We start from the raw sequence: 25,010 nt of genomic DNA, 5'->3' as shown, positions 1-25,010 counted from the left end.
TGAAATAACAAGGTGCTAATTAACATGGCGTTAAACTGATCACTCTATTTCTACAAGAATCATGATGGATAAAAACTAATCAGACAAGGAGAAATCATAAATGGAAATAGGTATTACTTCTTTTGTAGAAACGAAACCAGATGTTCACACTGGGGCCGTGATAAGTCACGCACAACGATTGCGTGAAGTTGTTGAGGAAATAATTTTAGCTGATCAAGTAGGACTAGATGTTTTTGGCGTCGGCGAGCACCATAGGGTAGATTACGCTGCTTCGTCCCCAGCAATGGTTCTATCAGCGGCGGCACCTCAAACGAAAAAAATAAGACTAACTAGTGCAGTGACAGTGCTCTCTTCTGCAGATCCTGTAAGAGTTTTCCAGGATTTCTCTACACTCGATGGTATTTCAAATGGTCGCGCGGAGATTATGGCAGGACGAGGTTCTTTTATCGAATCCTTCCCCTTATTTGGCTATAACTTGAAGGATTTTGATGAGCTGTTTGAAGAGCATTTAGCATTGTTGCTCAAAATACGTGAATCTGAAAAAGTCACATGGGAGGGTGGACATCGACCAGCGATTAATGATTTAGGAGTTTATCCTAGACCTGTTCAAAACCCTTTGCCAGTATGGATTGGCAGCGGTGGCAATCAAGAATCCGCCGTCCGAGCTGGTCTTCTGGGATTACCTCTTATGCTCGCTATTATTGGAGGTAGTCCAATGCAATTTGCTCCCATTGTACAGCTGTATAAAAAAGCCGCTGCTCATGCAGGTCATGATCTATCAAAACTTCAGGTAGGTTCCCATTCAATAGGTTTTGTTGGAGAAAACACAGAATGGGCAGCAGATACATTTTTCCCATCGACTCAAGCAGGCATGAACAAATTAGGGAAAGAACGAGGCTGGGCTTATTATGATCGCTCTAGCTTTGACGCTGCACGAAGTTTTGAAGGAGCCTTGTATGTTGGTAATCCAAATACAGTGGCTAATAAAATCATTCATCTTCGTAAGCATGTTGGGATTACACGTTTTATGTTGTATGTGCCTTTAAGCACGATGCCACATGAACAGGTGATGCGTGCCATAGAGTTACTTGGAACAGAAGTTGCTCCTCGTGTACGTGAGGAAGTTGCCAAATGGGAAGCAGAACAGGAGTCACATTCATTCCTTTAGGAAAGTTAAAAGTATTACAATTTGGAATCTAGTAGAGGTCTCCTGTCAAAACTACTTTTAAAGAAATCACCTATCGAATAATTCCAAATGCTGCAGGCAAAATCGTGATAAACTTCCATCCATGTTATGGATATATGGTGGAGGGCACCACAATATAGATGATGTTTTGTTCGAGTGCTTTGTACAGACAGCAAAAGGTGTTGTGGTGTCTATAGATAAAATTGATATTTTGGATATATTTACATATAATTAAATTGGGAATAAATAGAATTATTCAAGTGAGAAAATAGTGAACGAAGAATTTTAAAAAGCTTAGCTACTCTGTCGTGATAGTTTTATTACTAATTTCAACATTTACGATATCTAATTTTTCTAAGAGTGTAAATGCAGAGACTGTTATAGTCAAAACATTAAGATGGATGAACACAACTCGACTAAAGAAAAATGTACCTATACATGAGTTAGATAATGCGTTGGGGTTGGCTCATAATTTATCTGATGATGTAATGCATGTAAACGTTTGACTACCTTTACTTTGTCTGTAAATGATAAAGCATCTTATTATCCGGCATATACTAGTTATTAAATATGAGGTGAAAAAATGAAGTTATTTAATCGTAGGATTTCTTCAGCATGTGTATCCATATTATCCATGGTTACACTTTTAGTTTATAGTGAAAGTGTAACTACTAACTCGGAGATTGAAGTATCTCTTTTAAGTGCATCCTTTGGCATCGATGTTAATAATGTTAATGCAGTTGTAGGTGATGCGGATAATGTGTTTGTTGGTTATGTTGAAAAATTAGAGGGAACAGAGTATAAACATCCTGTAACAATCGAGACTGAGGTTGGAACAAAAGAAGTATCAAGTCCATATACTAATTATTCAATAACAGTAATAGACAATATTAAAGGGAAACTGAAGAAAAATATATCTGTACAAAAATCAGGTGGTATAAGTCAAGATCAAGATGTATATTTACTTTATGAAGGTGATTCGTTGCCTGTAGAGGGGCGATATTACATTTTTAATACTTATAATCAACCAGATGGATCTATTCTGATTTCTGGACCGAATTCAAATATCGAATTAAATATAAATAGTAAGAGTGAGATTCTAAGTTCAGAAGAGTATAAAAAATATGTTGAAGCAGTTAAAAATGAAGTGAAGAGTGATCGTAAAAGATTTGAATCAGACTACACTGAATAATTTTTTGGCTGATTGCAGTTGTTTCCATTGCTTTGAAGTCATTGTGCCTGCAGCCGAGGTAAATCATCGTGCAAGTCAGATCTATTTAGATGCAATGGCTCTTGCAATACATCTGTGATTTCAACTCTTTATCAATAAAAAAGCGAAAATGTTGTTAATTCAACATTTTCGCTTTTAATTGCTTAGAAAGCAATTTATTGTGGACGCTCTATCGCAAAAACATCACCAATTTTTGCATAGTTAGCGCCGGCTAGCCTACTAACTGCCCTTAATTTTCTTGGATCAATGCGTCCCCCATGATAAATAGCCTCATCTATGTGAAACTGGACAACCTCTCCTAAAAACAAATCGCCTGTCTGCTCCTTACCATTCATCAATGGAATTGCCTGCACTAAACGACACTCCATACGAACCTTTGCCTCTTGAATTCCTGGAACTGCAATTTGTTGACTCTCTATTAGTGTAAAATGCGCTCTATCAATTTCGCTTTCTGTAGCAGGTAAGGAAGCCGCTGTTTCATTCACCTGCTCAACATTATCCTCATCGACAATATGCACAACAAATTGCTGCTGATAATGAATATGTCTGGCTGTATCTTTTAAACGTCCATTTGGTCTTTGAATCGCTAAAGAAATCATTGGTGGATTTGATGACACGATATTAAAATAACTAAATGGTGCGCCATTGATGACACCTTGCTCTGATTTCGTTGTCACAAAAGCAATTGGTCTTGGGATGATACTACCTATCAAAAGCTTATAGTTTTCACGCTCAGAATTCTTCTTAGGATCAATCGAAATCAACCGACTCACCCTTTCTTAATCAAGCACACGTACCTTGATTGGGATTAAAGTTTTTTCTAATTGTTCTCGATGCTGCTCGTACTGAGATGGTAACATTAATTGGCTTCCCATTGTCTCAGGTGTTTCATCATGAGCGAATCCAGGTGGATCAGTCGCAATTTCAAATAAAATTTCACCAGGTTCACGGAAATAAATCGCATTAAAATAATTACGATCCTTCACTTCAGTAACATGTTGACCATGATTCATAACATACTCTTGCCATTCTAAATGATCTGCATTATCTTGAGCTCTCCACGCAATATGGTGAACCGTTCCTACACCCATCTGTCCATGTTGACCTGCAACCGTTTTTAAATCCACTGTATTGCCAATCTCTGCACTAGATTTAAAACGAGTATAGTCCCCCTCTGTTGCTACTTTTTCAAGACCCATTACTTCTGTTAAAACCTTTGCAGTTTCTTCAGGATGGCTTGAGTATAGAGTAGCTCCACCAAACCCTTTAATGGCAACTTCAGGCGTTACTTCGCCAAATGTCCATTCATTTAATTCGCCTTCTGTACGTGCAACGAGTTCAACATGCAGACCATGCGGATCATCGATTTGAATGACTTGCTCACCAAAACGATCAGCTTTTTGGAAAGGAATCGAGAATTTCGCTAAGCGATTAACCCAAAATGGTAGTGCCCCTTCCGGTACAACATACGTGGTTACGCCGACTTGACCATCCCCAATACGCCCTTGATACGCATTTACCCACGGAAAGAATGTAATAATAGTACCCGGTTTACCACCTTTGTTACCAAAGTAAAGATGATAAGTGCCTGGATCATCGAAGTTTACCGTTTGTTTTACTAGACGTAAGCCTAATACACCAGCATAAAAATCAATATTCTCTTGTGGATGCCCTACGATCGCTGTTATATGGTGAATACCTGCTGTATGTTTTTTCATAATTAACAAGCCCTTTCATGACTAATTCTTCTTACCTGTACTGTGCCCAATTACGACCTACCTCAAACTATACAAACTTAGCGAATTGTATATAACGCTTTAGACCATGGGATTAACTGATCTAACATTTGGTTCACTGAATCTGTTTGTACTTCTTTTGGTTTAAAGTCTGTACCATTTTCAAAATCTGTGAATAGTGATAATGCTGGGTGAACACGTACATCTGCGATTAAAAGCTCGCCCATAATGCCACGTAAATGCTCTGCTGCACGAGCACCACCAACAGAACCATAAGATACGATTCCAGCTGCTTTGTTATTCCACTCTACACGTAAATAATCTAGTGCATTTTTTAATGCCCCCGTAATAGAGTGATTGTATTCTTGCACGATGAATACAAAACCATCTTGTTTAGCAATAATTTCTGACCAACCTTGTGCTCCTGAAGCATCTTGTCCTGGTTCGCCTAATAAAGGTAATTTATAATCTGCAATATCAATTACTGTATAATTTGCGTCACCGCGTTGATCTGCGATTTCCTTTACCCATTGTGCTACTTGAGGACTTACTCGACCCTCACGAGTTGACCCAATAATAATACCGATATTTAATTCTGCCATTGTTTGTTCCTCCTCTTTTTTCGAACTAAAGAATTTATTCAAAAAACCCATAATTGTACCTCCTTGCGAGAACTAAAGGTTCGAATTCATTTATCTTCAAATTATTTATCTTGAATTCGAGATAATAATAACACGACAATTTAATAAACGTCAACACCTTTGTTTTTAAGAATTTAAAAGGCAGAGAAATTTAGTTTTATTAAAAGTCAAGACATTACTTCTAATACATGGTATTAATATATTTGTATTTGATATCAGACATTATATTTAATAAAAAATGCCCTTCATGTAGCTTTGTAATAAAGTTTGATCAAAAACATATCACAAACCAGCCTTTTTCTATAAATAAAAAGACTCCATTTTGAAAAAAGATTGATCAAAATGGAGTCTTATATTGTAAACTATGATTGATTTTTATAAAAAAGATTGATTATTTTCTTCCTATGTTGTTCCATAATCGCGCCCGATGTTGAATAACTATTTTTTATTATTAATAGCGTTTTCTCATATATTTCTATATCTATTTTAGGTAGTATATATACTAACAATTTTCTCGTTTAATAAAATCTCTTTTTCTTTTTTTAAACCATTTTTTATTGTGAACGGACTACATTCACGTTTAAAACATTGGATAAATCGTTTTAAAGGCGTTGATTCTAAATACCTCGATAATTACTTAGCGTGGTTTTTGTTTGTAGATAGTCATAGCAATGAAAGCGCAAAACATAATATTAAAGAATTTTTATTAACTTCATTTACTTTTGACATGACAGAAATATATCGTAGTTTACGTCTGTCGAAGTTTATTATTTAGTAGTTCAATGACTATTGAAGTTACTTTTAATAAAAATTAGAGCCACAGTTTAGTGACTCTAATTTTTATGTCTATTCTTTACAAAAATCTACAAATTTTTTTGCCTGTATTAAGGACATATCTGTTTGTTCTCTCACAAACTTCACCGCTTTAATTTCACCGACGGACTTTATTTTCTCTTTTACTAAGGCAATCAGTTCCTCATTATAGATTTTAGTATAATCCATTTTTCCGACCTCCTCTAATCTATAATACCTTATACGACTACTTTAACCTTTTAGTTTCAAATATATATTAATACAACAAAAATAAGGAAAAATCGATTGTGAGGGTTCATATTTACTAGATAAAAACAACATTTAAATTTAACAGAGCCTTATGTTTAAATATATTCTAAGTATTTAAATTATCCAGTATGTCATGCCAATAGCTGTTAGAACAGCTATTCCAAAATACCCCAGTACTAACCAGCGTGGAACATTATTAGTCTTCTTTATTGTCACATATTCTATCGCTCGAACTACTACGTAAATAAAAGGAGCCGGTATAATAAGTGTATCAAAAGTAATAGGGTCATTAAATACACTCATTAAAGCAATAAATAGCATCCCATAAACTAATAGGACATGAATCCAAGACTAATTGAATCAAAAATTCCACTTTGCGAGGTCCTAGGGTTCTTCATTTAAACACCTCTCTTATTAAAAGCATTATGTTTGAACCCAATTGCTAACCAATCGCTAGCTTTTGATGCCCCAGCTAATAATTGAACAGTAGCTTTAACTCCGCCTAATGCTTTAATTGCTTTATAGGCAGCTGCTCCTGGAACAAATACTGCTGTAATTGCAGCTGTACATTTAGCAACATCCCAAGCCTTCATCAAGCCATGTTTTAAGAATTTCTCCTCCAAGAAAATCATGCACTACTAATGCGGTGACTCCACATTGTCCTCTTGCTGGATTATCATTACTCCATTTTGAGCTTGATTGATGTGACCATGATTTTTTATAGCTATTAATAATTCTTTTTTTGTATACATTTCTCAACAACCTTTTCTATCTTCTCATTAGCACTACCTAAATTGTTTACGTGATATTCATTATTTTTCCGCACAAAAAAATCGTTTCAATACTTGAATAAAAAGCATATCTTGATGGAGATTTATCAAAACATGCTAGCCCTTACCTATTATCCACCATGTCCATAGCCTTTTTCTGAGCTCATTGCATCGGCTTTTGTTACATGTACAGTACCAAACGGATGATTTGGAGGTGCATAAATTGTGAAAAGCTTTAACGGCTTATTCCCTGTATTTGTAACATTATGCCATGTTCCCGCTGGAACCATTATGGCAGAGTCTTCACTTACATTTCGTCGGTAGTTTAAATTATCCTTAGTTGGACCCATTTGGGTTATGCCTTGCCCTTCTTCGATACAGATAAATTGATCCACGTGAGGATGTACCTCTAAGCCAATGTCATCTCCGACATTGATGCTCATAACGGTTACTTGTAAATGCTTCCCTGTCCACAGTGCTGTACGATAGTTTTTATTTTGCTTTGTAGCCTCTTCTATATCAACAACAAAGGGTTTTTGTCCAAAATCATTCCGAACATTTTTCCAGTAATCGGAATACTCACTTCGATTCCCTTGTTCTATCTGATTGGGATAGGTCCAATAAGCAGGTTGATAATTATAATGATACATCTGGTAATTTCCATAATAAGGATGATACATTTGCCTCAATCCCCTTTCACATTATAAAATTATCCTATGCAAGTGGGTAAAGGAAGGTACATTCATGTCGTGCTTATAAAAATTATAAAGGTGGAATTGTATGTATAATCGTTTAATAGAAAAATTAGAGCAAACTACAGCTAAAAAATAGTTTCCAGAGCGAGGGATTGAAGAGAATTGGATTATAGAGGCAGAGGAGGAGCTTGGATTTACCTTACCGCCCTCCTATTGCTGGTGGCTGAGAAACTATGGTAATGCATTTCTTGATGGCAGCTATATTCTAACATTAACTTCACCAGAATATCGGGATATTTCAGATAATGATCAATGTGGCTGATGCGAATTGGTGTAAACAGCACCCTATAGGCTAGAGTTATTTATCCCTGACTTGGATGAACTGTACTATTTTGATATATCATCAAAAGATTCAGATGGTGAATTTAAATTATGTGCTACGACCTAATAAATGGAATTATTTACGAATATGCCCCTACTTATACAGATTTTCTTAAAAAATTAATCGATGAACGCATCTGAGAATGACAGCATTAAAAGTCGCTTCGATTCGTATAGCTATCGGGGCTACTTCTAGTTATTATTGGGACAATTCCTTTTGTAAATGTAATCGGAATCTCTCATCTGTTAAAAACTTCAATTGAAAGCTATTCATGTTTTTAGATAGCTTTGTCTGTTCTATCCTATTGATATTATTGGCAAAAAAGGCGATTTCCCTCTTTATCCGTAGTATATGCTGCTAATGTCAATACAAAGGCAGTAGAACCACCCTTTTGACCTCCATGTAAAAGCCATTTTTGATTTTTAGGGTTTTGCATTAATTGTTCCATTATGGGAAAAGGGGCTTCTTTGTATTAATCTCTACCCATTTTTATTGATTGTAATGAATCGCTAAGGATACATGTTCATTATCTTTATTTTCCTTTATGAATTGCAGGACGTATTCGGGATTATCCTCATTGAAGTCTTTCTGAAATTTCCAAAACACTATGCCTATTACTATTACAATACAAGCAAATAGACCTCCAATAATCCAAAAGATTGTTTTCAATATTACTACATCCGAAACTCTACTTCTATTACCTTGTAATGATTAATCATATTATATCCACAATTATCATAATTATGGTAATTTTACTATATTCTAAACGTATACAAAGGAAGGCTGGTCCATCTTTAACCAGCCTTTACTAATCAATACTGTCTTAATGAATCAAGGAAGCTCTTAAATTATTGATTCCGTTTTCGACATAAGCCTTTAAGCAAGTTAATGTATACACCCAACCTTCTTTTTGCTGCATCATTATTGCCACCACATCTGGATCTTCTTCGTTTAATCCTGATTCACTGACTTCAATAACGGTTCCTGATTCATGCTCTGTGAGTGTAATGGTAACGACTGTTTCCTCGCCATGCTCCTCACCCCATGAAAATACTATTTTCCGATTGTTTTCAATTTCAAGCACAGTCATAATGCCCTTTGCATTATATTCATCATATCTTAATGTAATTCTTTTGCCCTTTTCCCATCTTTCTGAGCTGCTAGAGAACCAAAAGTTTCCGATTTTATCTGGAGATACAATAGCTTCAAATACCTCGTTGGCAGGCTTATTAATGATTAATTTAGTCTTCACAAGCGTATTTAGCATCCTTCATCATCCTTTTTCCTTTAGTATGTCTTCACTTCGCCAAATTTTTTCCATTTCCTTCTTTAGTATGCTCAATAGGTTAGATTTCAATAAAAATTAGTCTTCCGATTATTAAATATTATTGATAAACATTCCGAAAACGATATAAACTTGATATAGAAAAAAATCAAAACATTTTGGTGGTGTGTGTAATGAAAAAATACTTTATGGATATTTTCATAATTGCGGTTGGATCACTGCTTTTTGCACTGGCAGTTAATCTATTTGTTATTCCTAATGATTTAGGTGAAGGTGGCGTTACAGGTTTGACGATAATTGCGTATTATCTGTTTGGATGGTCGCCAAGTATTGTAAGCTTTGTGCTAAATGCAGTTTTATTAGTGGTTGGCTATAAATTTTTAAATAGGCAAACAACGATTTATACGATTATTGCAGTTACTCTCCATTCACTTTTCTTACATTTGACAGAATCATGGTCCATTGCGTCAGATGAAATTATTGTGAATACTATTTTTGGTGGGGTATTTGCTGGGGTTGGCATCGGTTTAATTATTAGAGTTGGCGGAACAACAGCAGGTTCTACAATCTTAGCTAGAATTACCAACAAATACCTTGGTTGGAGTATTAGCTATGGCCTTTTATTCTTTGATTTAATTGTCGCTTTTTCATCGTATTTTATTATTGGGGCAGAGGCGTTAATGCTGACTATTATTATGCTCTATGTCGGAACAAAGGTGATGGAGTTTGTTATTGAAGGTGTCAATCCTAAAAAAGCAGTTACCATTATTTCAAAAAAGCCAGAAGACATTGCGAGTCATGTAAATGGCTTTATGAATCGAGGCGTCACAGTATTATCAGGACACGGCTATTATACGAAGGAACAAAAAGAAATTCTTTATATTGTCATTAGTAAACAAGAGGTCGTAAAACTTAAGAAAATAGTTAAAGAAATCGATAAGGATGCCTTTATTGCCATTCATGATGTCAGAGATGTCTTTGGACATGGATTTATAGAATTATCTAAATCTTAATTAAAGCGCCTAAACACCTTTTGCTAAAACCGACATTCAACAAAAGGTGTTTTTTATACCAAACAACCTATCACTGATTTATCGTCTTACCTGTAAGGATGTTTTTATTATTTTATCTAATAGGTTTGCATAGCCTATTCCCGCCCCAAGTGCGCTTTTTGGGAGTAGGCTGTTTTTTGTCATACCTGGTAATGTATTGACTTCCATAACATACGGAATACCATCCTTGATTAACATATCAATTCTGGCATAAACACTGCATTTTAAAGCGTTATAGCTGGCTATTGCAGCCTCCGCAACACGTTCATGTATGGCAGTCGGGAGTTCTATAACCTCTTCAATTGTAGAGGTAGCATTATATTTCGCCTCATAGTCAAAGAACTCTGCAGTATGTTGAATTGACAATATTGGTAATAGCTCACCATCCATTATAGAGCAGGTTATTTCCTCCCCTTTAATAAACTTCTCGATAATAATTTCAGTATCCCATTTGAATACTTCCAAAGCCGCAGATATTAAGGCATCTTTATCATTTACTATTTTCACCCCAACGCTGGAGCCACCCGAATTTGGTTTTACTACTATTGGATACCCCATTTTATCCACTTCATCTAGCCGCAGCTCTTCCACCGTAGAAAGATGAAGCCAATCTGGTGTTTCAATGCCCTCATAACGTAGAATTTTTTTTGATATATTTTTATCCATACAAATACTGCTTGATAGTATACCACTGCCAGTATACGGTACATCTAAGGTCTCAAGCACACCTTGTATTGTGCCATCTTCTCCAAACTTGCCATGAAGCGCCAGCAGGGCAATATCGATGTTTCTTACTTTTTCTATAAGCTCTGTTTTGTCATGTATTTCAATTGCGACAACTTCATATTTACTTTTATCTAAATGGGCAATCATTTCTTCCCCTGTCATGATAGAGACCTGTTTTTCCGAGGAAATTCCTCCCATAATAACGCCAACTCTCATATATTAACTCCCCATTTCATTTTTCAAGGTGTCACCAATAATCTTAATTCCATGGACAATATCCTCTTCTTTTAACCGAGAAAACCCTAATCGAAAAGTATTACTACCTTTGCCATTGCTATAGAAAACATCCCCTGGATAAAAGACAACTCCTCTTTGATAGCATTTTTCCAATAGTGTACGAGCGTTTATTCCTTCCTCTAACTCAATAAAAAGATGAAGGCCACCATCTCCAGTTAATCTTTTAAAAGGAATATATTGATTGCAAGCTTGACGAGCTAATTCATATTTTTTCTTATAGACTGACTTAGCCTTTTTTAAGTATTTTTCGAAATAGCCATCCTGTAAATATTGATAGAGTACAGCTTGATCTAGTGTTGATGTATGAATAGTTCGTGCCCTTTTTACACTTTCCAAGCTATGGATAAGCTCCCTATCTGCCAATATCCAGCCAACTCGTAAGCCTGGAAAAAGGATTTTTGAAAAGCTGCTGATATAAATAACATTGTTACCTGCACCGATAAAGGTTATTAAAGGTGCAAGATGTGAGCCTGAATAACGTAATTCCTCGTTAAAGCCGTCTTCTACAATCGGAATCTGATATTTAGAAAAAAGGTTAATGATTACAGCTCTTTTTTCAGAGGAGGTTACAATCCCTGTTGGATTATGATAGGACGGAATCAGATAGGCGAAATCAAAATCCTTTGCTGCCAAGCTTTTTTCAACCTGATCTATATCGATACCGTCATCCTTCATGTCAATTCCGTGGATGTCAAAGCCATGCAAGCGAAAAAGCTTTAATGCGGCGTGATGAGTAGGGTTTTCACAAATCACACGCCCAGATTTTTTAGCAAAGGATGATAATAAAATGTCCAATCCCTCAGTAAAGCCATTCGTAATTAAAATGTCCTTATTAGAAATATCGACGCCCTTCCTCTCCATATAATGAAGAAGGTACTCGATTAGTGGTTTATAGCCCTTGGCGTATCCGTAATTCAATACGATATCCCCTTCAAGTGACATCCTAGTTAAAAAGGCTCTTTTAAAATTTTCAACATCAAAAAGCTTTTCTTCTGGAGCAACACTATTGAAGGAAATCATGCCTTTTTCCCAGTGAATATCCTCTTGTTTCATCAAATCTAATTCATCAGCTAGCAAAGTAACTTTATTAAGCCTCTCCCTCCAATGGAGCTCAACAGAGGGTATTTTCACTGTTATGACCTTTCCTACAAAATTCCCTTTTCCTTTCACTGCATAGATGATGCCATCTTGCTCTAAATCTGCATATGCATTCAATACAGTATTTCTACTGACCGATAATAATTTACTAAGTTCACGGGTAGATGGAAGCTTCTGATGCTCCAGTAGGTGTCCTTTGACAATCATTTCTTTTAAATAATCCTTTAATTGAATATAGACTGGACGATCATCCACAAACTTAAAATCATTAAACACTTCCTAACCCCCTTGCTTTATTTTTGCATAATTGTATTTCACTCAAAAGGTCCACTGCATATGGAATTTTCTCTTGAAGTGGTTGCTACTTTTCCTAATTTTAATCTAAAAAACCTTCTGTCGCTGTCATTGACAAAAGTAAGGAAGCTATTCGTAGTATTTTTTGATATCCTCTGTTTTCTGTAATTCTTTTACATATGTATAAACCAACCGCTTTAAATAATCACCATGCTGCTCCATCGTCTCATACAGCAATCGCTCTTTGTCATCACTAGTCAAAGCATAACCTCCCCTCTTATAAAGTTAGACAAATCCGGTAATGAACTGGTTTCATTTTATCAAAAGGAAACTTTTTATATGGTATAGTATGTTTATGGTTAATTTTTCTAAAATTGAAAGGGGCTGCGAAATGGAAGAGATTTTAACGATTACGAATCTAACGAAAAGTTATGGGAACAAGGAAATATTAAAGGGGATTGACCTCCATGCATCTAGAGGAGAAATCATAGGCTATATTGGCCCAAATGGTGCTGGTAAAAGCACAACGGTGAAAATTATTTTAGGGCTAGAGGGTGACTATGGTGGAGATATTCAGCTCTTTGGGGAGAGCATTAGAGAAAATCAATTAGACTATAAACGAAGAATTGGTTATGTGCCAGAAATCGCCGACGTTTATGATAATTTAACAGGCTACGAGTATTTAACCTTTATTGGACAGTTATACGGACTTGATTTAGAAGTAGCTGCTGACAAATCAAAGTCCCTAATGGAATTGTTCGGTGTTGGAGAAGCCTACCACGCTAGAATTTCCTCCTATTCTAAGGGAATGCGACAAAAACTATTAATTATTGCCAGTCTATTACATAATCCAGACATCCTATTTTTAGATGAACCTATCAATGGCTTAGATGCAAATAGTGTCATGATTTTTAAGGAAATCTTAACACAGTTAGCTGCCCAAGGAAAAACGATATTCTATTCATCCCATATTATGGATGTAGTAGAGAAAATCAGTAGCCGAATTATCCTGCTGTACGATGGGAAAATTGCTGCTGATGGCACATTTGCAGAGTTGCAAGCAGAGAATACGGAGGGAACATTGGAAAGAATTTTCAATCAATTGACAGGCTTCCATGAACATCAGGAAATTGGTGAGAAATTTGTTTCCATTGTACAAGAGGTACGATGATGACAGATTTTAAAACCCTACAGTTACTTGATAAATTCCGCATTATTTTCATCAAATTGGGCATTGATTATGACATGATGAGAAAAATCCTCCATATAAAATTAACAATGGATGAGCGTAAAGTACCGACAATATTTAACCAGAACAAGAAGAAGGATGATCAAAAATACGGCTATATTAAGTCTTTATGGATTTATGTTTTATTTGGGCTTATACTCGTTCCACTGATGAGCTTTGGCCAAAATTTTCTTTTCCAGATGAGTATTGCATATGCCATGATTATTTTTTTAATTATGACATCCTTGATTTCAGATTTTTCATCAGTCCTTCTGGATGTGCGCGACAGAAGCATCCTTTCGACTAAACCGATCTCTACGAAAACGATTAATGCCGCAAAGTTTATGCATATTTTCATCTATTTAACTTATTTAACAGTCGCATTAACAGCCATTCCACTTGTCGTTAGCCTCATCAAACAAGGCCTTGCATTCTTTATGTTAACAGTGTTTGAAATTTTTCTAATCAACCTATTTATTGTAGCGCTTACCGCCATTCTCTATATGATGATTCTACGATTTTTTGATGGAGAAAAGCTGAAGGATATGATCAATTATGTTCAAATTGGACTATCCTTAATGCTGATGATTGGCTATCAAGTTTTGATTAGATCCTTTGAATTTGTCAATTTAGATATGGCAGTAGTGTTTCATTGGTGGAGTATTTTTCTTATACCTATGTGGTTCGCCGCTCCTTACGAGCTGCTGCTAAATGGTAATCACTCCTTAATGACCATAGTTTTTTGTATACTAGCAATCATCATACCTATTATTTCAATATGGCTTTATATTAAACTAGTGCCAACCTTTGAACGTAATCTGCAAAAACTATTAAATACAAGCAAATCAAAAAAAGAAAGGAACAATCGACTAAAGGCATTTTTGTTAAAAATCATTTGCCGAACTAATGAAGAAAGAGCTTTCTACCGTTTTGCCTCCCTTATGATGAAACAAGAGCGAGAGTTTAAACTGAAAGTATATCCGTCTTTAGGCTTTTCCTTTGTCATTCCATTCATTTTTATGTTTACTTTTTCAAGATCAGAAGAAGTTGATTATTCGGTTAGCATGAGCTATTTAAATATCTATTTCAGCATGCTAATTATTCCGTCAGCTGTGCTTATGCTTAGTTACTCAGCGAAATATAAAGCAGCTTGGATCTATAAGGTCTTTCCACTCAAAGATTATACAGACCTAAAAAAAGGTAGCTTAAAAGCATTTTTGATTAAATTGTATATTCCACTATATATTGTACTAAGCATCGTTTTCTGCTTTATTTATGGTCTGAGAATCATCCCAGATTTGCTGATTGTTTTAGTGACAAGCTGCTTGTACACCGTCATTTGTTATATCACTATAGGAGGTAACATTCCTTTCACAAAGCCCTTTAATGATATTGGCGATGCCCAGAGCTGGAAATCTCTTATATTACTTCCCCCTTTAGGTGTTCTAGCGGGACTGCATTACTTCTTGGCAGCTCATATTTCTTATGGAGTACTAATTTATTTAATCTTGCTTGTCATCACGAATTTCGTTCTATGGAAACTTGTATTTAAGCGCACATAAAACGGCTTGAGCCTAAATTACTGGGCTCAAGCGTTTATTTTAAAAAGCTTTCTTCTCATATATACGAATTGATAATAGCCATGATCCAATATATAAAATAACAGTTGTAAGAATAGCTAAGAAATACATTTGCGCTTCTTGTAAAGTCAAGAACTTTCGTGCTAGTTCTCTTAATATATCATTTATAGGAACTAGTAAACTAATTGTTAACATATAGATACCCAATAAAACACCTAAAGCAATCAATAAATAATGCGTTTTAAATTTATAGGAGATTGGAAACATGAATGATATAGCGACCATAACTAGACCAATAATAAACAACATTTCTTTCCATATAAAAAGACCCCCTTTTCCATTTATGAGGAAATCCCCCACATAAATCATGAAAACAAATATTGTTGTAAATATCAGTGAACCTATATATTTTGAACTGACAATTTCCTTTCTCGTATATGGTAGAGAATTGAGCAGAATATTAGCGTTGTCTTTTTCATCATAAGCGAAAGCATTTAGTATAAATATTACACTATAAAGAAATCCCAAAGGTATTAGGGAGGGTACACCTGCCAATAAGTAGATTATTATAGTAGCAATGTAAATTAAAATTATTTTCTTTTGTATTAAAACATCCTTAAGTATAAGGTTAATCATCCAATTACCATCCTTTTTTTCGTATATTGCATATGAGGGTACGCTTTTTCACAATAACCGTATCTCCAAATATATTCACCACACGAATTTAACAGCTGTCTCCATCACTCATTCTCTGTATACAATAGTGTGAGCATTTCTTTGAGCTCTGCTAAATCAATGTTCATTTCTTTAGCATTTTGAATGGCAATCAACAGATTTTCTTCAATTACCTTTATTTTCCTTTCTCTCATCATTTCCTTATTTTGTTCAGAGATGAACGAACCTTTTCCCACAATAGAATAAATAAACCCGGTTTTCTCTAGCTCTTCATAAGCACGTTTTGTTGTAATAACGCTAATTTCTAAATCCTTTGCAAGCTGGCGCATAGAGGGCAATGACTGCCCTTCTTGTAGTTCACCTGTTAAAATAAGCTTTTTGATTTGAGCATAAATCTGCTCATAAATGGGCTCTTTTGAACTGTTTGAAATAATAATTTGCATACAAATACCTCTTCTTTATTTTTATGTGATTGGCACATGAAGACATCAGTTATTTCGTTAGCATGAACCATTAGAATTTTTATTTCAACACGCTAATTATTTCGTCCGCTTTACAATGGAATTTATAATGTCTTTCACATAAAGATTACATTGTATATTGTTTAGAGTATAATTTTCTGCCTCACGGAAATTATCCGTTTATTGATAGTGGACCTTGTTTAAGCACGTAAACAGCTTGAGCCTACATCGCTGGACTCAAGCTGTTTCTTTTAAAAAACTTTTCTCGCATATATACGAATAGATAGTAGCCACGATCCAACATATAAAATAATGATTGTAAGGATAGCTACGAAATACATTTGCGTTTCTTGTAAAGTCATGAACTTTTGTATCAATTCTCTTAATGTACCATTAAGACTAGGGGATAAAAATTTAATGATTAAAATATATATTCCAAATAAAGCACCTACAGCAATCATTAAAGATTGCGTTTTAAATTTATAAAAGATTGGCAGTATAAATGACAAAGTGACCATAACAAGACCGATAATTAGCAATATATCTTTCCATAAAAACAATACCTCTTTTCCATTTAAGAAGAAATCACCTATAGAAGTAATGAATATAATTAGTGATGTATATACCAATGAACCTATATATTTCGAACTAACGATTTCCTTTCTCGTATATGGCAGCGAATTAAGCAAAATATTAGCGTTATCTTTTTCATCATAAGCAAAGGTCTGAGTAATAAAAGCCATACTATATAAGAATCCTATCTTTACTAGGGACACATCTATAAATAAATAAAGTATAATTGTAGCAATGTATATTAAAATTAATTTCTTTTGAATTAAAACATCCTTAAGTATTAGATTAACCATCCCATTACCATCCTTTTTTCGTATAGTACATAATATCTTCAAGCGTCGGTTTTTCCATAATGACAGAATCCCCAAATATATTCGCCACACGATTTTTATCCGCAGTTAATGCCTCAAAGCCTGTGTTCGATTTTCGGATGGCAACAAACTCTCGTTCCGTTTCCTGATCCAATAAATTCAATGTCCCTTTGACAATGGCATATTCCTCTTCAATCTTGTAAAATTCCTTCGTGAATATATGTTCACCATTATGAACAAAGGTAATATAATCTGCAATTCTATCCAGATCTGTTGTTATATGGGTCGAGAAGAAAATCGTTTTATCTTCATCTTGCATTAATTCATGTAGTATATTTAGTAGCTCTCTACGAAATATCGGATCGAGCCCAGCAGTTGGCTCATCCATAATAATTAATTCTGCATGATGAGCTAGGGCTATGGCTAATGAAGCTTTCATCTTCATACCCTTCGAAAAGGTCTTCATATTTTTATTCAATGGTAGTTCGAACTGATTGACATAACGTTGAAAGGCGTTATCATCCCAGTTTTTATAGGCTGGTTTAATAATCCTTTTCATATCCTTTAATGTTACATTTTCATAAAAGACATTTTCGTCATAGACAAAGCCAATACGTTCCTTTATTTCTTTTTCATGCTTCTTGTAATTCATGCCAAACACTGAAACAGTGCCACTATCTTGCTTTAGTAAGTTCATAATCAATTTGATTGTTGTAGATTTCCCTGCACCATTTCCGCCGATAAATCCAGTTACAAAGCCCTTTTTCACGTTGATAGAGAAATCCTTTATCTGAAATCCCTTAAAAGATTTATGAACATGCTGTAATTCAATGACATTTTCCATCATCCATCCTCCGTATACAATAATGTAAGTATTTCCCTTGAGCTCCTTAAAACAAATGTTCCTCGCCTAAACAATGTATATATACTTTATATACAATATACACACCGTAAACTTATTTTGCAAGTTTTAATTTTTTAATGTTCAATATAAAATTTTCATTACATAGTAAATCACTATGAAACCGTAACATATGTCTTTCTTTTTGAAGTATAAAGGCATACAGTCAAATTAAATGACTGTATGCCTAACGTTAATTTAGATGACTTTGTAGATTATATTAATAATCCTTTCTTCCTCGATGGCAATTTAAATCAACGCACAAATAGCCTGGAGATTATTACATTTTAAAGAGATTCTGCTTAAAAGTTAGAACTTTCTATAAATTTTTCTGACTCGTCAGCAATTCGCTTAAATTCAAAATCATGAATATAGTGAGCGCAATCTAATATTATTAATTCACCATCTTTATATTCGCTAATAAAATCCTTTTGAAAGTCAAGCCATGTATCCTTATCCCGGCCTGTTCCTTGCCCATTCGATGAAAATAAAAGTATAGGGACATTTGGCATTTCTAAGGTCTCAATCTTTTTTGCATTAGCCTTTATGTTTTTTACTTCATTAATCATATTTTTAGTTACCGTTCTGCGATAAAAAATTACTTTATACAGTTCCTTCTCTTGCTCTGTCAGATTTCCATACTTCATCGCATCACTCTCAGAAAGACCCGGAATCCATCTCGTAATACCTATCTTTGCAGCAAAGGCGCTTAAATGGACCATCGGCATATTTATAACATAATCCTCATATGCAGCAGGAACAGCCATATCCAATCCAACGATTGCTTTTACTTCGTTTGGATAAATCTGAGCCCAATACAGAGCTTCAATCCCAGACATAGAATGTGGAAATAAAATATAGGGCCCCTCAACACCTGATTTTGATAAGGCTTCCCTTGTTTCCTGTAAAATCGTCTCTATATCTCGATTAGCATCTGTAATGTCACTAAATCCATAGCCCGCCTTTTCAACGACTGCAATTCTATATTTATCACTTAGCAAGGAATACAATGATTTAAAATCTAAGATAGGTGCACTCGTGCCACCTCCAGACATAAATACTAGCGTTTCTTCACCTTTTCCTTCTATGTATACATGCATTTTATGATCATTAACCTCTACCATCTTCCCAAAGGGTGTAAATCGTTTTTCTTCTTTGGATAATTGTATTTGGTGATTCATATAACTGGTAGTAATAGTTAATAGAAACAATGCCATTATTATGATTAACACTTGTACAATTCTTTTGAACACTAGCTTGTTATTCATTCCTCTCCTATGCTACTAGATTTATTTAAATTTTTTAAAGTCACCTCTATCTAAATATATTAAAAATAAAAAGCCTACAAAACTGATTGCTAAAAGAATTGCTGCCCATGTTGTTCTAAAGTTTACAATGAAACTAAACAATGTAAAGATAGCTAATAAAATATATCTATAGGGTTTTTTCAAATATTTCACTGTTTTAAATGTCACCTCCCTTTAATTCCTATCGTTCTAATATATAGTAGACAAAACTTAACTCCTGACCATTCAATTCAAATTTCTCGTCACTGATACTTACTTGTTTAAATCCATTTCTTTCAAGGACTCGTTGAGAAGCAATATTATGAGTTGTTGTTTTTGCCTTCAACTTCTTGATAGTGCCCTCTGTTTCTAATAATAGCTTTAAAGCTTTAGCTCCTACTCCATTTCCCCCGTATTCTTCACCCACTCTATAGCCGATTTCTGCAGAATTATTAGTTGCATCAATATCCACTAAATTTATTCTTCCTACAATATTGCCCATGTTGTCTCTGATTAAATAAAATATTGATTTTTGTTCCTGTTGCTCTGCTAAAAGCTCTTTATGTCTCTCTTGAAATGTTTCAAATTTATAATAATCTTCCCCACGGCTTGGTACCATTTGCTCAAAAAATAATCGATTATTCTTTTCAAAAATAAATAATTCTTGCGCATCATTTTCCCGTAATTTATAAATTGATATATCCAAACTTACACGACCCCCCTTGTCATTATTTAAAGATGTTTTCTGCTGTATAATTTGTTATAAAATAACAGGTTTGTTTTATAATTATCTTATCGAAGAGTTTAGGTTTTATCAAACTTTTGAAGAACGCCTGTGTATTGATAGAATTTATAATAGAGGAGAAATAATTTTATGAAACGCACTGTAGCATGTATTGTGGCGCTTGCTTGGCTGATTGGTGCAGGTGTCTATTATTATGTAAATGTAGATAAGCATTATGTGTTCTTACATGAATTCAATGATTTCCCTATCCCAATGAAGGCAACGTTAGAGAGTGAAAGTGCGAAAGGAAATGGATTTATATGGGGAAAATCCACAGGTACAGAGGTTCCTCTTGGCTATCGTATAATGATTAAAAAGAGTGGATGGAAGCAGGTTAAAATGGATGGCCATAATGTCATTTATAAAAAAGATGACAAAGTAATAAATCTCTCATTAGCAAATAAATATATCGGCATCCTAAAAATAGAGGAAACATATTAACTTCTATAATTTAGTAAAAAGCTGATTCAAATGATGAATCAGCTTGCTGAGCAACATAATTTATATCAATTTACTTTCTTACAGTAAATCATATATGATGGTATCTTTTGTTATAACCTACAAAAGCAACCGACGAAATAATAGTCAGTTGCTGCCTTCTAATATAACTTTTAAACGAGTATTCATGTACTTTAAAAAAATTACTGCTTATCTCAGAAAATAGGTATTTTCGATGTAATTAAAGCTTCATAAAATTGTTGGAAAATAAAAGGACTTTCAGACCCCAATTCGCCACATTATAAGTAATAAGTCTATTATTTTTTATTGACATACACGTTTTATTGCATAATACTATACTTAAAATTTGAGTTTTTATAGGTATAAAGTTCCAAAAAAACTCGAAGGGGGAAACAAATGAAAAGTAAAAGTATTAAGCGACGATTATTGTTTTTTACATTAGGTTTGCTGTTATTGTCATCTGTCATCAATTCTGTATTAGGCGTGTGGATTGTTAGGAAAAATAGTAAAGAAGTTTTAATTGAGAAAGCCAATGAACAGGTCTATGAAATCGCAAAGCAAGCAGAAACTATATTAAATTCCAAGAGTGATCCCATCCAATCTTTACAAGACTTTGTGGAGTTAAAAGCACAACAAGATAATGTGACATATGCCATTGTTATTGATACCAATGTAAAAGCTGTGGCACACAGTGATAAAGGAAAATTAGGAAAAACATATGATGATACATACACAATCAATGGTGCTAAACACGGAAAAAAGCAATTTACAAGATGGTATGCTGAAGTTCAAGGAATATGGACATATGATATCATGGAGCCTATATATAAAGATGGCGAGCTGTATGGAGTAATTGATATAGGAGTGCCTGAAAGTGGTATTCAATCTATTACAAACTCTGTACTTAACTATCAGATTATTACAGGCATAGTAAGTTTTATCATTATAGGTACTTTAATGTGGTGGATTATTGGTCGCATTGTTGCTGCCATTAAGAATCTCAAAAAGGTTATTCATCAAACTGCTGGCTTAGACTTTACTGAAAATCCTGAGTTAGAGAAGCTATTAAATCATCCAGATGAGATTGGTCTCATGGCAAAAGGCATCTCTAGCATGCGCTCTGCATTAAAGAATGTTACCAACAACATACATAATACTAGTTCTGAGTTATCAGATTCCTCTAAGATTCTTATTCAAATAGCAGAAGATACAGTACGTACGACTGACGAAATTAGTTCAGCCATTAATGAAATAGCAAAAGCTACAGAAGAGCAGGCATATGATACAGAAAAAAGTGCTGAACAATTAAATCAACTATCCGGAAATATTGATCGTGTTATTGAGCATACAGAGAAGATTGCTTCCATGACAGAGGATATTGATCATTTAAGTAATCAGGGTGTAGAAACTGTCAGCCAACTCTCTATTTGGTCAGAGAAGAATCGCGAATCTTCACAACAGGTAAGTAACATTGTTCAAGAAGTAGATAAAACTTCATCTGATATATCAAGTATTGTTAATACAATCACAGATATCGCAACTCAAACTAATTTATTGGCTCTAAACGCTTCTATTGAGTCAGCTCGCGTCGGTGAAGCCGGTAAAGGTTTCGCAGTTGTCGCTGATGAAATTCGAAAATTATCGGAACAAACATCTAATGCTACTGAGGATATTAAGAATAAAATCTCTGCAATTCAGGATATTTCTAAAAGTGCTGTGCAGGAAATTAGTACAAGCCTTAGCATTGTCGAACAAAATGCAAAAGCTACAAAGGATACTAGTGAGATTTTTAATACAATAAAGACAGCTCTAGATCAAACGAGTGAAGTGGCACAAGAGGTGAAACATTTATCTCATGAGATGGATGAACGCAAGGAGCAAATCATTAGTGCCGTACAAAACATATCTGCTTCTGCCATAGAAACTTCTGCAGGTACAGAACAAGTTTCCGCCTCCGCAAATGAACAACTTAAAAGCATCGAGACTGTCTCTGAAAAAGCTAAAGACTTAAATGCTATTGCTGATGCTTTAAGAGACGAAATGAAAAAATTCACTATTTAATGTAAAAAGCTGATTCAATTATGAATCAGCTTTTTTACATGTTGTTGAAATACTATTATGTCCATGAAATCAAGGTGACAAATTAAAAAGTAGAGCCCTTTTTCAAAACGAGGGGTTGATCTCCGTTCCGACTGAGTGCTTTCCTGGGGGCGTCCGATGAGCCGCTTCACTCGCGTTGCTCGCTCCAGGGTCTCATCTGTGACGCTGAATCCCCGAGGAGTCACTCAGTCCATATGCGTCAAGTTAAGGATAATCAGATTACATGTCTTCGTTTGGTGGTAAAGAAAAGCACAACCACTAACATGAGGAGGAATATAGGATGAAACCGACACATGCACCCTATTCTTTAAAGCAGTTGTTCTCGATATTGTCGCCCAAAAGAACTTCATCAGATTGCTAAAACAACTAACTTTATACAAAGAACAAGAAAATTAACTCTTTCTGCCTTCATGAAGCTTCTCTTTGAACAAACAAAAGGCTTATCACAACCTTCTCTCACGACCCTTTGCACGCATTTGAGTAAGCAGCAGGTCTACATGACGAAAGAAGGGCTAAATCAACGATTCAATGAAAAGACTGTGTGCTTTCTTCGAACCATTTTTCAATGCTTGTTTGCTCAACAATCAACGCTGTCATTGGCCAAGATGCCAATTAAGACCCACTATCCTTTGACACGGATACGCATTCTTGATGGCACGTCGATTAAATTGCCAGCTACTTGTATCTCTACCTACCCTAGTACAGTTGGAGCAGGCGTTAAATTTCAAATGGAGTTTGATTACCTCACAGGAAGTTTCCCATATATCGAACTACAAGCTGGTAAGGCAGGCGATTGCCCCTCTGGTATGAAACGTTTAGAGACAGTTGAGAAAGGCGATTTACTGTTACAAGATCTTGGTTACTTTCAATATAAACTGTTTCAAAAAATTGATGAAAAAGGAGCGTTTTATATTTCGCGTGCACGTGTGGATACTACGTACTTTGTGGATCATCCCCATCCTCCTCAACATCCCGATGGACGTATTCGAAAGATGTATGCTTATGAACGGCTAGATTTAGAAAATGAGTGGCCAACACTGAAACGTGGGGAAATGCGCGAATTTCCACGTGTGTATTTGGGGAAAGAGGAAAAATTACCAACGCGCTTGATTCTCTATCGTTTCACTAAAAAGAACAACAACGACAAGAATATCGAATTAAACGTCGTGCCCAAACTAAGCCCGGTCAAATTAAGCAAAAATCCAAAGCATTATCGGGCATTTCTACCTTAATTACGAATCTACCTCAAGAAATTACAGCTAAAGAAGTTGTACAACTGTATCGATACCGTTGGCAAATTGAATTATTATTCAAAACCTGGAAAAGTGATTTCAAGGCGTCCTACTTTCGAAAAATGAAACAGGCAAGATGGGAATGCCACCTCTATGCAGAACTAATTATTCTCTTAATTAGCACTTTATTTTCCTATCAATTTCGAATTTACTTTTGGCAGGAAAAACAAATTATTCTGAGTGAACGACTAACCATGCGGGCAATCCAACCAAAAATAGGGATACTTTGGCGCGCTCGTGATCAACCGAGTTGGCAAAGTACCCTACAAGAAATTGAATGCATCCTGTTTGCGATTGGACGAAAGCGCACCACCCGCAAACCCTAAGCGGTTGGAAAGAGGAGATTTCAACAAATACGCATTTTTCCAAAAGGGGAAATGTGTATTTCGTGATGGTCTTTCGTTCAGGATACTTTTTATTTTCCCTGTTTATCAAAAAATGAAACCCCTTTTAAGAATAGGGGCACCACTAATGGCGGTTGATAGATGGGAGTAGAAAAGTAATCTTGCTTAACTTGACGCATATGGTCACTCAGTCTACACTCCAATCAACATCGCTCATAGTATTTTCATGGCATTTCACATAAATGTATAGTGATGAATTGAAGTCTTAACCATTACTATTTTGCACAAAGAAATGGAGCTTTGATAACATTTTTCTATGCGAAAGCAGAGCGACAGCAATAAGTGGCTTTATGAAAAGTGACAAATTGGTGCTATCCATAAAATGCAGGACAACAACTATAGAATTGTGTCACTATTCTATCCATTTAATGATGGTGAGTAGCATGCTTTTACTTTACTTTTTGAGGGAAGAAAATATTTAAAGTTCTACACTATTGCTGATTGGAGTGCAAGGCTACTCGACTCCCGTGGGATAGCGAGACAGACGAGAAACTGAGGCCA

General features: G+C 35.1%; 26 protein-coding genes and 3 pseudogenes. 11 read left to right on the top strand and 18 right to left on the bottom strand.

Annotated elements, in window-relative coordinates; genetic code table 11:
- The first annotated feature begins 100 nt into the window (after positions 1–100).
- Together AC1RNS_RS17945 and AC1RNS_RS17940 are read left to right on the top strand one after the other, a co-directional pair.
- On the top strand, positions 101–1,168 hold the full coding sequence (locus tag AC1RNS_RS17945) for an LLM class flavin-dependent oxidoreductase (RefSeq protein WP_492994622.1): 1,068 nt from the start codon (positions 101–103) through the stop codon (positions 1,166–1,168).
- A gap of 601 nt (positions 1,169–1,769) precedes the next feature.
- Positions 1,770–2,378: a cell surface protein gene (locus AC1RNS_RS17940; protein ID WP_492994620.1), complete on the top strand. Its 609-nt coding sequence runs from the start codon at positions 1,770–1,772 to the stop codon at positions 2,376–2,378.
- 194 nt (positions 2,379–2,572) lie between these two features.
- Here the strand turns inward: AC1RNS_RS17940 and AC1RNS_RS17935 are convergent, their stop codons facing one another.
- The 3 genes from AC1RNS_RS17935 to AC1RNS_RS17925 form a co-directional block, all read right to left on the bottom strand.
- Complete coding sequence (locus AC1RNS_RS17935) at positions 2,573–3,181, bottom strand: flavin reductase family protein (protein ID WP_492994619.1); 609 nt, start codon at positions 3,179–3,181, stop codon at positions 2,573–2,575.
- Positions 3,182–3,196: 15 nt separating this feature from the next.
- Positions 3,197–4,135 (bottom strand): ring-cleaving dioxygenase, encoded by a 939-nt coding sequence (locus AC1RNS_RS17930; protein ID WP_492994618.1) that lies wholly within the window; start codon positions 4,133–4,135, stop codon positions 3,197–3,199.
- A gap of 77 nt (positions 4,136–4,212) precedes the next feature.
- Positions 4,213–4,806, bottom strand: a complete 594-nt coding sequence (locus AC1RNS_RS17925) for an NADPH-dependent FMN reductase (protein ID WP_492994616.1) — start codon at positions 4,804–4,806, stop codon at positions 4,213–4,215.
- A 547-nt stretch (positions 4,807–5,353) separates the two neighbouring features.
- Between AC1RNS_RS17925 and AC1RNS_RS17920 the strand changes: the two are divergent.
- A pseudogene (locus AC1RNS_RS17920) lies at positions 5,354–5,569 on the top strand (IS1595 family transposase); the annotation flags it as partial.
- A gap of 71 nt (positions 5,570–5,640) precedes the next feature.
- On the opposite strand, the gene AC1RNS_RS17915 reads toward AC1RNS_RS17920, so the two are convergent.
- The 4 genes and pseudogenes from AC1RNS_RS17915 to AC1RNS_RS17900 all read right to left on the bottom strand — a co-directional run bounded on the left by AC1RNS_RS17915 (position 5,641) and on the right by AC1RNS_RS17900 (position 7,306).
- Entirely contained in the window at positions 5,641–5,796 is a 156-nt protein-coding gene (locus AC1RNS_RS17915; RefSeq protein ID WP_162832712.1) for a hypothetical protein, read from the bottom strand.
- Positions 5,797–6,254: 458 nt separating this feature from the next.
- Positions 6,255–6,479: a hypothetical protein gene (locus tag AC1RNS_RS17910; RefSeq protein ID WP_492994614.1), complete on the bottom strand. Its 225-nt coding sequence runs from the start codon at positions 6,477–6,479 to the stop codon at positions 6,255–6,257.
- Positions 6,442–6,615: pseudogene (locus AC1RNS_RS17905) on the bottom strand (YunG family protein); the annotation flags it as partial. The pseudogene AC1RNS_RS17905 and the gene AC1RNS_RS17910, both read right to left, overlap by 38 nt.
- A gap of 142 nt (positions 6,616–6,757) precedes the next feature.
- Positions 6,758–7,306, bottom strand: coding sequence for a cupin domain-containing protein (locus AC1RNS_RS17900; protein WP_492994613.1), 549 nt, complete (start codon positions 7,304–7,306; stop codon positions 6,758–6,760).
- Between the two features lie 166 nt (positions 7,307–7,472).
- Here AC1RNS_RS17900 and AC1RNS_RS17895 point away from each other — a divergent pair, with 166 nt between their 5' ends.
- Entirely contained in the window at positions 7,473–7,643 is a 171-nt protein-coding gene (locus tag AC1RNS_RS17895) for an SMI1/KNR4 family protein (protein WP_492994723.1), read from the top strand.
- A gap of 370 nt (positions 7,644–8,013) precedes the next feature.
- Here the strand turns inward: AC1RNS_RS17895 and AC1RNS_RS17890 are convergent, their stop codons facing one another.
- Positions 8,014–8,151 carry a hypothetical protein gene (locus AC1RNS_RS17890; protein WP_492994612.1) on the bottom strand — a complete coding sequence of 46 codons (138 nt, stop codon included), beginning with the start codon at positions 8,149–8,151 and terminating at the stop codon, positions 8,014–8,016.
- A 375-nt stretch (positions 8,152–8,526) separates the two neighbouring features.
- Positions 8,527–8,970: an SRPBCC family protein gene (locus AC1RNS_RS17885; protein WP_492994610.1), complete on the bottom strand. Its 444-nt coding sequence runs from the start codon at positions 8,968–8,970 to the stop codon at positions 8,527–8,529.
- Between the two features lie 191 nt (positions 8,971–9,161).
- Between AC1RNS_RS17885 and AC1RNS_RS17880 the strand changes: the two genes are divergently transcribed.
- Positions 9,162–10,001 carry a YitT family protein gene (locus AC1RNS_RS17880; protein WP_492994609.1) on the top strand — a complete coding sequence of 280 codons (840 nt, stop codon included), beginning with the start codon at positions 9,162–9,164 and terminating at the stop codon, positions 9,999–10,001.
- 78 nt (positions 10,002–10,079) lie between these two features.
- On the opposite strand, the gene AC1RNS_RS17875 is transcribed toward AC1RNS_RS17880, so the two are convergent.
- From AC1RNS_RS17875 to AC1RNS_RS17865, 3 genes are all read right to left on the bottom strand, one after another.
- Positions 10,080–10,982 carry a D-alanine--D-alanine ligase gene (locus tag AC1RNS_RS17875; RefSeq protein ID WP_492994607.1) on the bottom strand — a complete coding sequence of 301 codons (903 nt, stop codon included), beginning with the start codon at positions 10,980–10,982 and terminating at the stop codon, positions 10,080–10,082.
- Positions 10,983–10,985: 3 nt separating this feature from the next.
- The gene (gene pdxR / locus AC1RNS_RS17870; protein WP_492994606.1) at positions 10,986–12,437 is read right to left on the bottom strand and encodes a MocR-like pyridoxine biosynthesis transcription factor PdxR; all 1,452 of its coding nucleotides are present in this window, start codon (positions 12,435–12,437) and stop codon (positions 10,986–10,988) included.
- Between the two features lie 147 nt (positions 12,438–12,584).
- Positions 12,585–12,716 (bottom strand): hypothetical protein, encoded by a 132-nt coding sequence (locus AC1RNS_RS17865; protein ID WP_492994604.1) that lies wholly within the window; start codon positions 12,714–12,716, stop codon positions 12,585–12,587.
- A gap of 130 nt (positions 12,717–12,846) precedes the next feature.
- Here AC1RNS_RS17865 and AC1RNS_RS17860 point away from each other — a divergent pair, with 130 nt between their 5' ends.
- On the top strand, positions 12,847–13,626 hold the full coding sequence (locus tag AC1RNS_RS17860; protein ID WP_492994602.1) for an ABC transporter ATP-binding protein: 780 nt from the start codon (positions 12,847–12,849) through the stop codon (positions 13,624–13,626).
- A complete protein-coding gene (locus AC1RNS_RS17855; protein ID WP_492994601.1) occupies positions 13,626–15,245 on the top strand; it encodes a hypothetical protein in 1,620 nt (539 codons plus the stop codon). Before AC1RNS_RS17860 ends, AC1RNS_RS17855 begins: the two co-directional genes overlap by 1 nt.
- Positions 15,246–15,284: 39 nt before the next feature.
- On the opposite strand, the gene AC1RNS_RS17850 is transcribed toward AC1RNS_RS17855, so the two are convergent.
- The 6 genes from AC1RNS_RS17850 to AC1RNS_RS17825 all read right to left on the bottom strand — a co-directional run bounded on the left by AC1RNS_RS17850 (position 15,285) and on the right by AC1RNS_RS17825 (position 20,176).
- The gene (locus tag AC1RNS_RS17850; protein WP_492994599.1) at positions 15,285–15,899 is read right to left on the bottom strand and encodes an ABC-2 transporter permease; all 615 of its coding nucleotides are present in this window, start codon (positions 15,897–15,899) and stop codon (positions 15,285–15,287) included.
- Positions 15,900–16,003: 104 nt separating this feature from the next.
- Positions 16,004–16,381 (bottom strand): GntR family transcriptional regulator, encoded by a 378-nt coding sequence (locus AC1RNS_RS17845; protein WP_492994597.1) that lies wholly within the window; start codon positions 16,379–16,381, stop codon positions 16,004–16,006.
- 269 nt (positions 16,382–16,650) lie between these two features.
- Positions 16,651–17,265, bottom strand: a complete 615-nt coding sequence (locus tag AC1RNS_RS17840) for an ABC-2 transporter permease (protein ID WP_492994595.1) — start codon at positions 17,263–17,265, stop codon at positions 16,651–16,653.
- A gap of 4 nt (positions 17,266–17,269) precedes the next feature.
- Positions 17,270–18,127 (bottom strand): ABC transporter ATP-binding protein, encoded by an 858-nt coding sequence (locus AC1RNS_RS17835; protein WP_492994593.1) that lies wholly within the window; start codon positions 18,125–18,127, stop codon positions 17,270–17,272.
- Between the two features lie 359 nt (positions 18,128–18,486).
- On the bottom strand, positions 18,487–19,452 hold the full coding sequence (locus AC1RNS_RS17830; RefSeq protein WP_492994591.1) for an alpha/beta hydrolase: 966 nt from the start codon (positions 19,450–19,452) through the stop codon (positions 18,487–18,489).
- 220 nt (positions 19,453–19,672) lie between these two features.
- Positions 19,673–20,176 carry a GNAT family N-acetyltransferase gene (locus AC1RNS_RS17825; RefSeq protein ID WP_492994589.1) on the bottom strand — a complete coding sequence of 168 codons (504 nt, stop codon included), beginning with the start codon at positions 20,174–20,176 and terminating at the stop codon, positions 19,673–19,675.
- Positions 20,177–20,344: 168 nt separating this feature from the next.
- On the opposite strand from AC1RNS_RS17825, the gene AC1RNS_RS17820 reads away from it, so the two are divergent.
- From AC1RNS_RS17820 to AC1RNS_RS17805, 4 genes and pseudogenes are all read left to right on the top strand, one after another.
- Positions 20,345–20,695 carry a hypothetical protein gene (locus AC1RNS_RS17820; RefSeq protein WP_492994588.1) on the top strand — a complete coding sequence of 117 codons (351 nt, stop codon included), beginning with the start codon at positions 20,345–20,347 and terminating at the stop codon, positions 20,693–20,695.
- 414 nt (positions 20,696–21,109) lie between these two features.
- Positions 21,110–22,774, top strand: a complete 1,665-nt coding sequence (locus AC1RNS_RS17815; protein ID WP_492994586.1) for a methyl-accepting chemotaxis protein — start codon at positions 21,110–21,112, stop codon at positions 22,772–22,774.
- A 374-nt stretch (positions 22,775–23,148) separates the two neighbouring features.
- Positions 23,149–24,045, top strand: a pseudogene (locus AC1RNS_RS17810) (IS4 family transposase); the annotation flags it as partial.
- Positions 23,970–24,431, top strand: coding sequence for a transposase (locus AC1RNS_RS17805; RefSeq protein ID WP_492994721.1), 462 nt, complete (start codon positions 23,970–23,972; stop codon positions 24,429–24,431). The pseudogene AC1RNS_RS17810 and the gene AC1RNS_RS17805, both read left to right, overlap by 76 nt.
- Positions 24,432–25,010: the final 579 nt, after the last annotated feature.

The organism is Lysinibacillus sp. GW821-FHT14F06 (assembly GCF_058803665.1).
Note: the sequence above shows the minus strand (reverse complement) of the source record. Positions and strands in the feature narration are given on the sequence as shown.